10 protein-coding genes are annotated in these 13352 nt (G+C 49.6%); 5 read left to right on the top strand and 5 right to left on the bottom strand.

The annotated features are described in order from the left end of the window. Positions 1–3 precede the first annotated feature (3 nt). Both ACNRUY_RS23435 and ACNRUY_RS23430 read left to right on the top strand, forming a co-directional pair. Positions 4–150, top strand: coding sequence for an integrase core domain-containing protein (locus ACNRUY_RS23435; RefSeq protein ID WP_488110674.1), 147 nt, complete (start codon positions 4–6; stop codon positions 148–150). A gap of 122 nt (positions 151–272) precedes the next feature. Then, complete coding sequence (locus tag ACNRUY_RS23430; protein ID WP_488114089.1) at positions 273–1157, top strand: hypothetical protein; 885 nt, start codon at positions 273–275, stop codon at positions 1155–1157. Positions 1158–1306: 149 nt separating this feature from the next. Here the strand turns inward: ACNRUY_RS23430 and cueR are convergent, their stop codons facing one another. The 4 genes from cueR to mglB all read right to left on the bottom strand — a co-directional run bounded on the left by cueR (position 1307) and on the right by mglB (position 5597). Then, positions 1307–1699 (bottom strand): Cu(I)-responsive transcriptional regulator, encoded by a 393-nt coding sequence (gene cueR, locus ACNRUY_RS23425; protein ID WP_488114088.1) that lies wholly within the window; start codon positions 1697–1699, stop codon positions 1307–1309. Between the two features lie 146 nt (positions 1700–1845). Then, positions 1846–2889 (bottom strand): galactose/methyl galactoside ABC transporter permease MglC, encoded by a 1044-nt coding sequence (gene mglC, locus ACNRUY_RS23420; RefSeq protein ID WP_488114087.1) that lies wholly within the window; start codon positions 2887–2889, stop codon positions 1846–1848. Between the two features lie 29 nt (positions 2890–2918). After that, the gene (mglA, locus tag ACNRUY_RS23415) at positions 2919–4424 is read right to left on the bottom strand and encodes a galactose/methyl galactoside ABC transporter ATP-binding protein MglA (protein WP_488114086.1); all 1506 of its coding nucleotides are present in this window, start codon (positions 4422–4424) and stop codon (positions 2919–2921) included. Positions 4425–4622: 198 nt separating this feature from the next. Beyond that, positions 4623–5597 (bottom strand): galactose/glucose ABC transporter substrate-binding protein MglB, encoded by a 975-nt coding sequence (gene mglB, locus ACNRUY_RS23410; protein ID WP_488114085.1) that lies wholly within the window; start codon positions 5595–5597, stop codon positions 4623–4625. A 401-nt stretch (positions 5598–5998) separates the two neighbouring features. On the opposite strand from mglB, the gene ACNRUY_RS23405 reads away from it, so the two are divergent. Both ACNRUY_RS23405 and ACNRUY_RS23400 read left to right on the top strand, forming a co-directional pair. Beyond that, on the top strand, positions 5999–6772 hold the full coding sequence (locus ACNRUY_RS23405) for a response regulator transcription factor (protein WP_488114084.1): 774 nt from the start codon (positions 5999–6001) through the stop codon (positions 6770–6772). Position 6773: 1 nt separating this feature from the next. Continuing rightward, complete coding sequence (locus ACNRUY_RS23400) at positions 6774–8270, top strand: ATP-binding protein (protein ID WP_488114083.1); 1497 nt, start codon at positions 6774–6776, stop codon at positions 8268–8270. Positions 8271–8375: 105 nt separating this feature from the next. Here the strand turns inward: ACNRUY_RS23400 and ACNRUY_RS23395 are convergent, their stop codons facing one another. Beyond that, the gene (locus tag ACNRUY_RS23395; protein WP_488114082.1) at positions 8376–10856 is read right to left on the bottom strand and encodes a heavy metal translocating P-type ATPase; all 2481 of its coding nucleotides are present in this window, start codon (positions 10854–10856) and stop codon (positions 8376–8378) included. Between the two features lie 303 nt (positions 10857–11159). Between ACNRUY_RS23395 and ACNRUY_RS23390 the strand changes: the two genes are divergently transcribed. Further along, positions 11160–12971 carry a hypothetical protein gene (locus ACNRUY_RS23390; protein ID WP_488114081.1) on the top strand — a complete coding sequence of 604 codons (1812 nt, stop codon included), beginning with the start codon at positions 11160–11162 and terminating at the stop codon, positions 12969–12971. Positions 12972–13352 lie beyond the last annotated feature (381 nt).

The raw sequence follows: 13352 nt of genomic DNA, 5'->3' as shown, positions 1-13352 counted from the left end.
TCTGTGAAATATGAGTGGCTCTATTTAAACGAATTCAGAACGGTAGCCGAGCTGTACCAAGGGCTGGAAAAATACTTCCAGTTCTACAATACTGAAAGGCTACATCAATCACTGAACTATAAAACACCTCAGGCAATACACTTTGGCTGAGGACTTCAACAACAGTCGGAACATAACTTAAAAAGTGGATCTTGTGGTCTAGACAATGGGGTCCACCATATAGCCCTGCGCACATGTCACAGGTCGTTGTTTCAGATGCTAAGGCAAGAATAATGTATGAGTTAATTTTGCATCAACATGTTATGAATGGTTTGCATGATGGAGAAGGTTTATGGTTTGATGAATCTTTTTCAAGTGATCTAGCGAATAAGTGGTTGATTGTTCAGGAGGGTATAAATGAATATCTTTTTGAACAACGTGTTTTTCCAGTTGATAGCCTGGCTTCTGAATTTTTAGATCGCTTTCAAGATGAGTTTGTTAACCCTTATCCTGTAACACATCATCGATTTAATTTGCTGAATGACTTTTTAGGAACCAGCGTTTTGGATTTTGTTATTATTGATTTGTCAGGTAAGTTGCTTTCCTATAATCCTGGCTTTCATTATGATCTTAACAAGATGCCAATAGCATCCAAAGAACAATTTAATAATCCTGTTTATATGGATGGGGCCAAGAATTTTAGAGATGTTGTTAAAAGGTTCGAATCTGATAGTAAGGTTAGGTTTCCTGAAATTGATAATCGTGCTGTTCGGGTCAATAAATGGGTTCGCTATTTGAGAAGACTTAATAGTAGAAGTAATAGTTATAGAGTCAGGGCAAGTTATAGTAACTCACAGCATCTTAGGGATTATAATAAGCTACGACTTTCTATGCATCGAGTTTACGGAAATAACCATCGTATTACTCAGACCAGGGCTATAAATAGCTTTTATCGAAATAATGGTGTTCGTATTGCAATTCGTGCATCCGCTCAAGTGAAACAAACACAAGCTTTACTGAAAGTGATCAACTCTGCTAATGCTAGTACACGGGCCTTAGCTGCATTCTCATCAGCTACAGGAGGAAATATGGTCGTTGCTACAGGAGCATCTTTAACAACAAACCTGGCATCAACCATTGTTATTAATGCTGGTGTAGGTACTATCATTGGAAAATAAAATATACCTGTTAAATGAAGTCTCCTTTAAAAGAAGGGTATGTTTGCACATTTAAAGTTCTACAGAACTATTGGTATTTTCATTGAACAGATCATGCTAACGTAGCCCCGCTAAAGGCAATGAGTCGCACTGTGTATTGATGTAAAACATCAGTAGTCGCCGGACAGTCTTTCTAAGATCGGACAGTCCGGCCGGTTGTCTCCCTGGCAGCATTGGGTCATGGCTTTCAGGCTCTGGTGTATGGTTTGAAGCTGTTTGATTCGGTTTTCGATATCGTCCATTTTCCGGGTGGCCAGTGCTTTGACATCCGCGCTTTTCCTGTCTTTGTCCTTATAAAGGCTGATGAGCTCAAAGCATTCGTCGAGAGTGAATCCTAACTCACGGGCATGACTTACAAACGACAGCTCACGTAAGTGCGCTTCTGTGTAGTCACGATAGCCATTGACCTGCCGGTTGGCTGGGGTAATGAGTTGGCGGCTTTCGTAGTATCGGATGGTTTTCGGGGTAAGACCGGTTGCCCTGGAGGCTTGAGAGATGTTCACTGTTGTGATCCGTATAGTCCTGTGACGCTTCTGTCACGTTTCTATGGGCAGTTTACTCTCTGAACGCAATTCATGCATCCATCCGCTCTCTAACGGGTTACCTCAAGGTGGATGAATGCATGCTGGTTTGCGGTTGGGTGACTGGATTATTTTTTATCGGCGTATTTCAGGGAATCCAGGGCAACGGCAAAGATGATGATGGCGCCCTTGATAATAAACTGCCAGTAAGGGCTGATGCCAATGTAGGTCATGCCATAATTAATGACGGTGAAAATCAATACCCCGGTCACCACTCCCATTATGCTGCCAACCCCTCCGGCAAAGGAGACGCCACCCACTACGCAGGCCGCAATGGCGTCCAGCTCATACATGAAGCCGAGGTTATTGGTAGCGGAGCCAATACGACCGGCTTCCAGCATGCCGGCAAAGGCGTAGAAAATGCCAGAGAGAGCGTAGACTTTCAGCAGGGTCAGGGGGACGTTGACTCCGGATACCTTGGCCGCTTCCGGGTTGCCGCCGATGGCAAAAATGTTTTTGCCAAACACGGTCTTATTCCACAGTACCCAGCTGAAGGCAATGGCAATCACCGCGTAGAAGGTGATATAGGAGAGCCTTAACCCTCCTATTCGGATAAAGCCCTGGGCGAATTCGGAAAACTGTTCCGCAAAACCGGCCACCGGCGAGGCACCCACATAGTCATAATACAGAGAGTTGACGCCATAGATGATAATCATGGTGCCCAGAGTGGCGATAAAAGGGGTTACTTTCAGGTATGCCACCACAAAGCCATTGACAAGGCCTATGATGGCGCCGATGCCACAGACAATCAGGATGACAGCAGGAATAGGCAGTGGCCCCATTTCCGGGAAAACTTTGTTTACGTTTTCCAGGGCCTGCAGCAGAGTCGCTGAAATCACAGCGGCGAGTCCTACCTGACGTCCTGCCGAGAGATCGGTACCCTGAGTCACGATCAGGCTGGCAACTCCCAGAGCAATAATAATCCGAACAGACGACTGCGTAAGAATATTACTGAGGTTGCGAAGGCTGACGAAAGAGGGCTCCTGGATAATAATCACGGCCAGCAGAATGAGCAGCACCGCATAAATGCCACCCTCTTTGATAAAGCGCATGGCGTTGAATGTTTTGCCCTGCCCGCCATTGGCCGGGTCGAAGGTATTTGTCGCCCCCATGGAAGAGACTCCTTAATGAATAACTTTTTTCAGAGAAAACGTGCTGCCAGCTCAAGAATTTCGTTCTGGGTGGTGTCCCGGGTGTTCACGATGCCGGCGACCCGGCCATTGCTCATCACCAGAATGCGGTCTGTGACACCCAGAAGCTCAGGCATTTCGGAGGACACCATAATGACCCCCTTGTCTTTTTTCGCCAGATCAAGAATCAGCTGGTAAATTTCAAACTTGGCACCCACATCAATACCCCGTGTAGGTTCATCCATCATCAGGATTTCCGGCTGGGTCAGCAGCCAGCGACCAATGACCACTTTTTGCTGGTTACCTCCGGACAGTGATCCTATACGGGTTTTATGGGTGGGGGTTTTCACGTGCATTGAATCAATCACCCACTGGGTTTCATCCCCCATGGACTGGCTGCTTAACAGACCGGTTCTTTGCTTATAGTTCTCAATGTTGGCAATCAGGGAGTTGAAGGTAATGTCCAGGGTCGAATAAATACCGGTTGCCCGGCGCTCTTCTGTGACCAGAGAGAACCCGTTCTGGATCGCCTGGTAGGCATTTTTGTTTGGAATTTCTTTACCGTGCAGCTTGATGGTACCCGCACTTTTTTCCCGGATGCCAAACAGGGTTTCCACAATATCTGTGCGTCGGGCTCCTACCAGACCGGCAATCCCTAATACTTCCCCTTTGCGCAGGGTAAAGCTGACATCTTCAATAGAAGGCTGGTTTTTTGCGGTGAGCCCTTCCACCTCGAGAATCACTTCCTTGGGGGTGTGGGTTCTCTCTGGAAAACGGTTGGTGAGCTCCCGACCCACCATCAGGCTGATGATCTGGTCCATATCCAGACCTTCCAGGGAGCGGGTGGTCACCCACTGTCCATCCCGGAGAATGGTGATGTCATCGCAGATTTCAAAGATCTCTTCCATTTTATGGGAGATATACACAATCCCACAGCCACGGTCTTTTAATTTACGGATAATGGAGAATAAGTGCTTAACCTCTTTTTCCGATAACGAAGAGGTGGGTTCGTCCATGATGACGATCCGGGCGTTGTAAGAAAACGCTTTGGCGATTTCAACCATCTGCCGCTCTGAAACAGACAGGTTGAACAGCTTTTCTCTGGGATCAACATTGATGTCCAGTTCTTTAAAAATATGCCGGGTGTCTTCCAGCATTTTTTTGTGGTCAACCAGCCCGTTCTTTTTGGGGTAGCGCCCCAACCAGACATTGTCCATGACACTGGATTGCAGAATCTGGTTGAGTTCCTGGTGTACCATGGATACACCCTGATCCAGGGCTTCCCGGGATGAATGGAAATCAACAGGTTTGCCCTGAAAGAGAATCGAGCCTTCGTCTTTTTGATAAATACCAAACAGGCATTTAAGCAGTGTTGATTTACCCGCCCCGTTTTCACCCATCAGGGCATGAACGGAGTGAGGACGTATTTTTAAATTCACCCTGTCCAGGGCTTTGACTCCGGGAAATGTTTTGCTGATGCCGGTCATTTCCAGAAGCCACTGAGAATCGTTGCTCATGTCCATTGTGTCCAACTCTTCATAGCAATGGCCTTGCAATCAGGTTGCCGCTTAACAGGCTTTTCGCTTTGTTGATAGCCATAGTGATCAGACGGCTATGGCGGTTCCAGGGGCAGAAGGCAACCGGCGGGCAAAGCTTCTTTAAGAAAAGAAAAAGTGCCTGCCGATTACTTTGTCTGATGTAAAAAGGAAGAGGCGTTACAGGTCGTCTTTATCAATGCCTACATAGGGCACGCGAACCACGTGGTTCTGGATATCCCAGCTGGTGTCCGCCCCCGGGTCTTTTTTATTGGCCAGGTTGCGTGCCAGCTCAAAGACCGCCTTTGCCTGGTTATTGGCGTCATTCAATACCGTTCCCTGCATTAAGCCATCTTTAATCAGTGCAATGGCTTCACTCAGGGCATCGACACCAAACACCGGAATGCGGGTTTTATCAGCGGCTTTGAGGGATTCAATGGCCCCCATGGCCATGGCGTCGTTATTGGCAATCACCACTTCAATTTTATCGGCATTGGGGCCGGACACCCAGGCATCCATTTTGTCTTTGGCCATGGCGGTGTCCCACATGGCGGTATCCATATGAAGTTGTTCGGTTTTGTAACCCATATCGTTCAGGGTGGAAATCACATAGGAAGTACGGGCTTCGGCATCGGGGTGACCCGGCTCACCCTTGAGCAGGGCGTATTGAATAACACCGTCTTTGTTCAGATCCCAGGTTGGGTTGTTCTCCCAGTGTTTGGCAATCAGTTTGCCCTGGATAATACCGGATTCTTTGGAGTCTGTGCCCACGAAATAAGCATCCTGGTAACTGGCCATGGCGGCCGCGCTGGGTTCTTTGTTGTAAAACACAACTGGTACACCGTCCATTTTGGCTTTCTTGATAATGACCGGTGCGGCAGCGGGATCCACCAGGTTTATCGCCAGTGCGTCCACGCCCTTGGCGAGCATGACATCCACCTGGTCATTCTGCTTGGACTGGTCGTTCTGGGAATCATTCATTAACAACCGGACGTCTTTGTCCTTCCCGGCTTCAGATTCCATGGCCTTGCGAACCAGGGACATGAAGTTATCGTCGTATTTGTAGACAGTCACTCCGACCGTGGTTTTGGCGTAGGCGGATGCCCCCATCATCATGCCTGCTGCCAGTGTTGCCAATGCCATTACTTTTTTCATACTGACCTTTCTCCTGGAATACGCTCTTGTGATGAAGCGTGCTCTGGACTATGCCGAGCACTTTGGGTTAAAGCCGTTTCAGTGGGCGACCCGGTTGTTCACGGGGCATTTTCACTGGGCAGGAAAACTGTTTTTTCCTGTTCCATATCGTCGCCTGCCTTGTGGCTTTGTGTTGTTATCTGATTGGTTGTGACCGGATGCTAACAGGTAACGAGCCCACCTTGGGTAAGACAAATCAACGTAATGTAACAAAGTCTTGCATCGTATATGTCTCGCTACAGGCATCCCCTGTTGTTGATATTTTGAACACTTGGCCAACGTTCCTATTGCCTGAAATCAATATTTTTCAGGAAACGGGCAGGGATAATGGCAGCTTGGAAATGAGAAAAAAAGGGGGCCGGATGACGGGTACGCAGCGAATTTTTGTGGTGGATGATGATGATGCGATCAGGGAGCTGATCACCCACTATCTTCACAAACATGGGTATGAAGTGGAAACAGCGGGGGATGGCGAAACCTTTCTTGAGCTATTTCGCTCCCAACCGGTGGAGGTGTGTGAGCAGTCACTCGTGGTTCTGGATATCATGATGCCAGGGATGGATGGGTTTGATGTCTGCCGGGAGTTGAGGACTTTTTCAAAAGTGCCGGTGATCATGTTGACGGCGGTATCCGATGAGATGGATCGTATTATCGGGCTGGAGATCGGTGCTGATGATTACCTGGCCAAACCCTTTAACCCCAGAGAACTGCTGGCCCGAATCAAGGCGATTTTCCGGCGAAGTGAAGGCGGGAGTGATGTTGCCCAGGCTGCCCGATACTGTCACTTTAATGGCCGTTGCCTGGATACCACAACCCGCTCGCTGATGACCGTGGAAGGGGAGTCAGTAGCCCTGTCAGGAGCGGATTACAAACTGCTGATGCTGTTTATTAATAATGCCGGTCAAATCCTGAGTCGTGAAAACATTGCAGTGGCTACACGCAGACGCAGTTCAGCCCCTCTGGACCGGTTTATTGACGTGCATGTCAGTCGGCTCAGACAGTGTCTTGGCGAGGATGCCCGCTCGCCGGAGATCATCAAAACGGTTCGGGGTTCCGGGTATCTGATGGCCACTGAAGTGCATTTTTCGGATCAGGGAGATTCTCACAGGCAGCCACTTGCAGGCCACTTTGAATAAAATGCATAGATCATTGCTGCAATGTGTTTGCAAGGCTGCTGAACGCTTCCGTGGCTACCTGCCGGGCACCTTGGCAGGACGCTTTCTGCTGGTCATGTTCACTCTGGTGCTGACCTCCCAGCTGGTGGTGACCTACCTCTGGGAAAACCAGATGAAAAATGACCGGGAGGAAGCGCTGACCAAGGTATCCACCAGCGTGGCCACCCGTGTGTCGGCTACGATTATGTATTTCGTGACTCTGTCTGAAAATTACCGTCAGATTGTTATCAACAAAATGAAATACATGGGCGGTGTCCGATATTACGTTACCCTCAATGAAGAAAGAATCCTGCTGGCCCCTTTTCAAATGACGGCTGCCCATAACACAGTTCTGGGAGTGTTCCAGAAAGTACTGGACAGCACGGAACATATGCCTCGTTCCGTTTATGTAGGATTTTCCCGCCCCGGGTCCCTGAAGGTGATGAACAACAATACGTTTCTCAAGGATCTTCCCGGCAAGTGGGGCAAGGAAATCCTGATGGTGGAGCCTCTGGAGCTGCCCGTGCTGGTGATCCAGGTAGGGCTTGATAATGGTCAGTGGCTCTATCTGGCCACCTTGATGCCGGACTCCTCCATCCTGTCGGAAGAGGATCCATCCTTCGCCCTGACCACCTCCTGGTTTGTCTGGATGTTAATCCTGTTGGCGCTCTCCACTCTGGCCATTCACATTATGGCCCGCCCCTTTGAGGCCCTTTCCAGGGCGGCAAAAGAGTTTGGCTGTGACTTGGAGCCTGTTTCCATTTCGGAGCGGGGCTGTCTTGAATATGAGCGGACCGCCCGGGCATTTAACCAGATGCAGACCAATATCCGCCACTATATCAATGACCGTAAACAGCTCTTCTCAGGGATATCCCATGATCTGAAAACACCCATTACCCGCTTGAGGCTTCGGGCTGAGTTACTGGATGAGGAACAGGAACGCCAGCCGTTTATTGATGACCTTGAGCATCTGGAGATTATGGTGAAAAGTGCACTGCAGACGGTCAGCGACACCGATATTCATGAGAACCCGGAGGTCATTGACCTGGGCAGGCTGCTTAACGAGATGACTCTGGCGGCTCAGTCCGTGGGTCAGCGGGCCTGGCTTCATAATAAGGGACGGTTTGATATCACCGGCAAGCCGTTGGCGTTGAAGCGCTGCCTGCAGAATCTGCTGGATAATGCCATTTATTACGGTGCTCCGGCGAATGTTTATATTTCAAAGACGGCTGGAGAGATTGAGGTAGTGATCCGGGACAGTGGCCCGGGCATTCCCGAGGGAATGGAAGAAAAAGTGTTCAAGCCGTACCTGAGGCTGCAACACGGTTGTGACTGCAACCCGGATGGCAATGGTCTGGGCCTGGTGACCGCTCGCCACCTGGCCAGGATTCATGGTGGCAGCCTCCACCTCCGGAACCATCCGGAAGGGGGGCTGGAGGTGACGTTGAAGTTGCCGGTTGATCGCAAATCCGATGGGTGACAGGCCGCTGTTATTTTCCAGGCCAGAGCCAGAACCAACCGATAATGGCAGCGATCAGAAAAAGCCCCGTCAGGTTGACCAGAATATCCATTATTGTTCACCTTTTCATTCGCTATGGGCATTTGTTTTGATAAAGGAAGGTTTGAACAGCCTGAGGCGGTTGGCGTTAGAGACCACGGTGACTGAGGAGAGTGCCATGGCGGCACCGGCAATCACCGGGTTCAGCAGCATGCCGGTTAATGGGTACAGTGCACCTGCGGCAATGGGAATACCCAGGGTGTTGTAAATAAAGGCGCCAAACAGGTTCTGACGGATATTGCTCATGGTGGCCCGGGACAGTTCCACGGCATCCGCCAGCCCGTGCAGGGAAGCCCTCATCAGGGTGATGTCTGCAGATTCGATGGCCACATCGGTGCCAGTACCAATAGCAAACCCGGCGTCCGCTTGAGCCAGGGCGGGAGCATCGTTAATACCATCACCGGCCATGCCCACGATTTCGCCCTGTTTCTGGAAGCTCTCCACCTGCCTGGCCTTGTCGGCGGGCAGCACTTCCGCATAAAAAGCATCAATGCCTGCCTGACTGGCAATGGCACGGGCGGTTCTTTCATTATCACCGGTCAGCATCACCACCTTTATACCCAGGCTATGAAGTCGTCTGATCGCCGCCGGGGAGTCTTCACGAATTGGGTCGGCAACGGCAATCAAGCCAGCCAGTTTCTGGTCAAAAGCCAGAAACATCGGGGTTTTCCCCTGTTCTGCCAGTTCCTGTGCCTTAACGGACAGCTCGCCGGTGTCGATTCCCTGCCAGGCCATCAGCTTCTGGTTCCCCAGGAACAGGTTTTGTCCGTCAACGGTTCCCTGCACACCCTGGCCGGGGATGGCGCTGAATCCGCTGACTGGCTCCAGGTCCAGTGACTGTTGCCGGGCCCTGTGAACAATGGCTTCGGCCAGGGGATGCTCCGAACCTTGCTCCAGGCTGCCGGCAAGCATCAACAACTGATCCTGACTAAGGTCGGATGAGGGTAAGAGATCAGTAACTTCAGGCCTTCCCAGGGTCAGAGTGCCGGTTTTATCCAAAACCACTGTCGTTAGTTTGCTGGCCTGTTGCAAAGCATCGCCTTTACGAACCAGCATACCCATTTCTGCCGCTTTACCAATGCCGACCATGACGGACATCGGGGTTGCCAGACCCAGTGCGCAGGGGCAGGCAATGATCAACACAGTGGTGGCTACCACCAGCATATGGGCGGCCCTTGGGTCGGGGCCAAAGTTGAACCAGACCATGGCGGCGATGACCGCAATGATCATGACTGCGGGTACAAATACGCCGGAAATCCGGTCTGCCAGACGGGCAATGGGCATTTTCGAATTCTGGGCCTGTTTCACCAGGGCGATAATCTGGGCCAGGGCGGTTTCACTGCCGACTTTTTCAGCCCTGAACAGCAGACTGCCGTTTTTGTTCAGAGTGCCTGCAGTGACCTTGTCGTCCGGTTTCTTCTCGACGGGAATGGGCTCACCGGTGAGCATGGATTCATCCACATAACTGGTGCCTTCCAGAACCGTACCGTCCACGGGGATTTTCTCACCGGGGCGAACCCTGAGAATATCTCCCCTGAGAACCCCTTCTATGGGAACATCCAGCTCCCTGCCATCGCGAACCACGCGAGCCGTTCGGGCCTGGAGGCCCAGCAGTCGTTTCACTGCCTGACTGGTTTTCCCCCGGGCACGAAGTTCCAGGGCATGACCCAGGTTGATCAGGCCTATGATCATGGCTGAGGCCTCAAAATAGACGTGCCGGGCGCTTTCCGGCAGCCACTGGGGAAAGAGTACCACCAGCATGGAATAGAACCATGCTACTCCGGTACCGGTGGCGACCAGGGTATCCATATTGGCGTTATGATGTTTGAGGGCCTGCCACATTCCGGTAAAAAAGTGCCGGCCGGAAATCACCAGAACCAATAAGGTCAGCAGCCCCACCAGACCCCAGCCTATTTGCTGCTGGAGGTTGTTGACTCCCATCTCCCCAGTGACCATGCCCCAGACCATCAGAGGTATGCCCAGTCCCAGAGCGATGAGGGTATGCCGGATCAGGAATCCATAGCGTTGACGGTCTTCGGCTTCCTGCTGTTCCCGGTGGTGCTGTTCCTGGTCTATCAGGGTGCCCGGGTACCCGGCTTTCTCAAGGGTATTGAGAACCGTTGATGGATCAAAAGCGCCCTCGACGGTGACCGTTTTTTCGGAAAGATTCACCGACACCTGCAGGGAAGGGGTCGTCGCAAGGAGTGCTTTCTCAATCTTGCTGACACAGGAGGCACAGTTCATATTGCCAATGGCATAGACCTGTGTGCTCCCTTTCGGAGGCAGAATTTCTGCTCCAAACCCGGCGGCCTCAATGGCTGCTACCAGTTCATCACCGGTTGCCGTGCCTGTGGCGAGGGCGGTTCTTTCCGGGAAGTTAACACTGGCCCCGTGGGTGCCGGGAACGGAAAGAAGTGCTTTTTCAATTTTGCTGACACAGCCAGCACACTTGACTCCGGTGAGTTTTATCTCAGTCTGTTGTTGGCTCATGACTGTTTGCTGGCTCATGGCTGTCCTCCCGGATAAGCCTCTCGGGAATAAGAACCATGGTATGAATATGAGGCCATTGCCTGGGCTCCTGAATAACAATATCCGAAGGATAACCCTTCCCCCTGCTGGAAGGTAAAGGGGTAATTGGCAGTGGTGTCTCTATTTGTGGGTTGGCCTATGGTGCTATTGTGTCCCTTTTGCAGGGGGAGTTACCGTTTCTTTTTGGGATGATCGTTCTTTATTTGGACTGATGCTGTCTTGAACTTATTGAATTTCAGGTATCTAAGGCATGGATAGATCCATTATGTGAAAGGGTTTCCCATGAGATATACGAAAGTACTAACTTTAACTTTGTTTTTTATTCTCATTTTTCCAATGGCTGTGCCTGTAAAAGCCCAAGGCACTGTTCCTAAGTGCGTGTCTGTACCTCCAGAGGCGGAGTTTGATTCAGCATCATGGTATGCGCTGAAAACATTTGTCTGGAACCGGTTTCTTGATATGCAGGTATATACTATTTATTTTGCCTCAAAAGGTGCAGTGGGTGGTTTCAGAACCAATTATGGGAATGGGGCGATGGCCATGGGATATGGCTTTTTTTCGGGGGGGGGTAGAGGTTATATCTCGTCTATTCCCGAGGCCGCTTCGTTGACTGCGTATTACTATTATAAATTCATGAGGCCTTCAGATGTTTCTGATATGTGGAGTGCCTGGAACGGTGTCTATGAGATCTGGGATTATTATTCATCCAGGGCTTTATGGGCTGCCGCCCTGAATGAGGACCACTATCCAATTGATGATGAAGAGCATCGAATAGGGAAGGTTGCCTCCGTTGAGCTGGTTATTCCCAAGGCCAGTAAAAGCCGTCTCCAGGGGCTATATCAGTTTGGAAAAGAAGGGGTTCGTTCGTTATATTCCAACGTCGGAGAAATATTATCCAGTGTTAAGGAGATTAGTCCGGAAAGTACTGTAAAGTGGCTCACTGAGACGGGATCAGCTTTGACCGACATGCATAAGGATATAGCGGGTTTCGATAGCAGCAAACAATTACCACTGTCATCCAGCTCAAAGAAATCAGAGGATGATCTGGATATGGATATGGATATGGATATGGATATGGATATGGATATGGATATGGATATGGATATGGATATGGATATGGATATGGATATGGAAGAAAATGAGGCTTCTGAAAAAGCCAGTGAAGGAAACCTTCAGGAATATCAATCTGAAAGGAGTAGCCTGGCTAACGTACTTTTTTATGATGTTGATGACTTGTATTTTCTTCCCAAGAGAGAGCAATTGATTTTGATGTCTGAAAGGCATCCTTATTGGGACCTGGCCCCACCTGAAGAATCGTTGAAGACTTCAGGAAGCCGTTGGGCATTTAGCTCAGGTACACCTCTGCTGGGTTATGGCTCCGGGACGAAGGAGGATCAATGGCTTGCCTCTCTGGAACAGCTGATGAAGCGCCTTGACGGGAAAGCGTTAAGGGTTTTTCTGGTCACAGGTTCAGGAAACAGGCTAATGCTCAAGGTGGTTATTCTGGATCGTAACCCGGATGGTGAAATAGTTGACAGCTCTGATGTTATTCATGTGCCCGTTGTTTTTTCAGCTAACTCCCGGTCACTCAGTGAAGAAATGGCGTACCCATCCGGAAACTCAGAGGAGATGGTGACTGCTTTAAGTTATATACAGGAAATTACCAGAGAGGTGACTAAACATCTCTGCAAGAGCCATCACTGTGAGGATGATGATCAAAGTCAGTTTAGTGAGAGCGAGCAAGAGTACGTGAGTCCATTCTTACGACGGGTACAAACGGTGAAAGGAAGGATGGTTAAGGCCTATGGCACGGACTTTAATCTATGGATTTTTGAGGATGTTTTTGAAGGAACCCAGAAAGGCCCTGAGTTTTATGGATATTCATTTTTTGCTAAAAAATACAATAGTCTGGCACCTATTGTGTGTTCCAATTTTGGAAAAGATGTTTGGCAAGTGACTGATGATGATTTCATGGATGACACCCCAGAAGGTATAAAGAAAATTCAGGAAAAGAATGAGAAGCGGGTTGAGAAGCTAAATGATGCTGTTCAAGACAAAATGGAAAAAAAGTTAGGGAAAATGGGGAGGAATTAGGGGCACAATACAATTCTGAATTCAGTATTACCTATGAGCTATTTCAGCTATCAGGTTTTATTCATGGTTGATAATAGGAGTTTCTGTTCTATTGTTTCAAGGGAAGGTGTAAACAAGCCCTCTGGTACTCTGCTTGCCAGGGGGGGCTCAGAGTCAAGAAACGCTGACGTAGAGTCTGTGCCCCTCTGGAGGTCCCGAAGGGAAAGCGAAACATCCAAAATCGACTGTGTTGAAGTTTTTGTCAGGGACTAAGGTGTAGTAGTTCAGACCTGATCTGACAGTCACCGATTTTTCAGAGGGTGTCTGTCAGGTCAAATTCAGGCTACAAATTTTTCCTTCCAGATCTCTTTGCCATCTATCAGAGTTTCCATTGGCGTTCTT

It is taken from the genome of Endozoicomonas sp. Z74 (genome assembly GCF_057680865.1).
The sequence above is the reverse complement of the archived record's forward strand: the minus strand, read 5'-3'. Positions and strand labels throughout refer to the sequence as shown.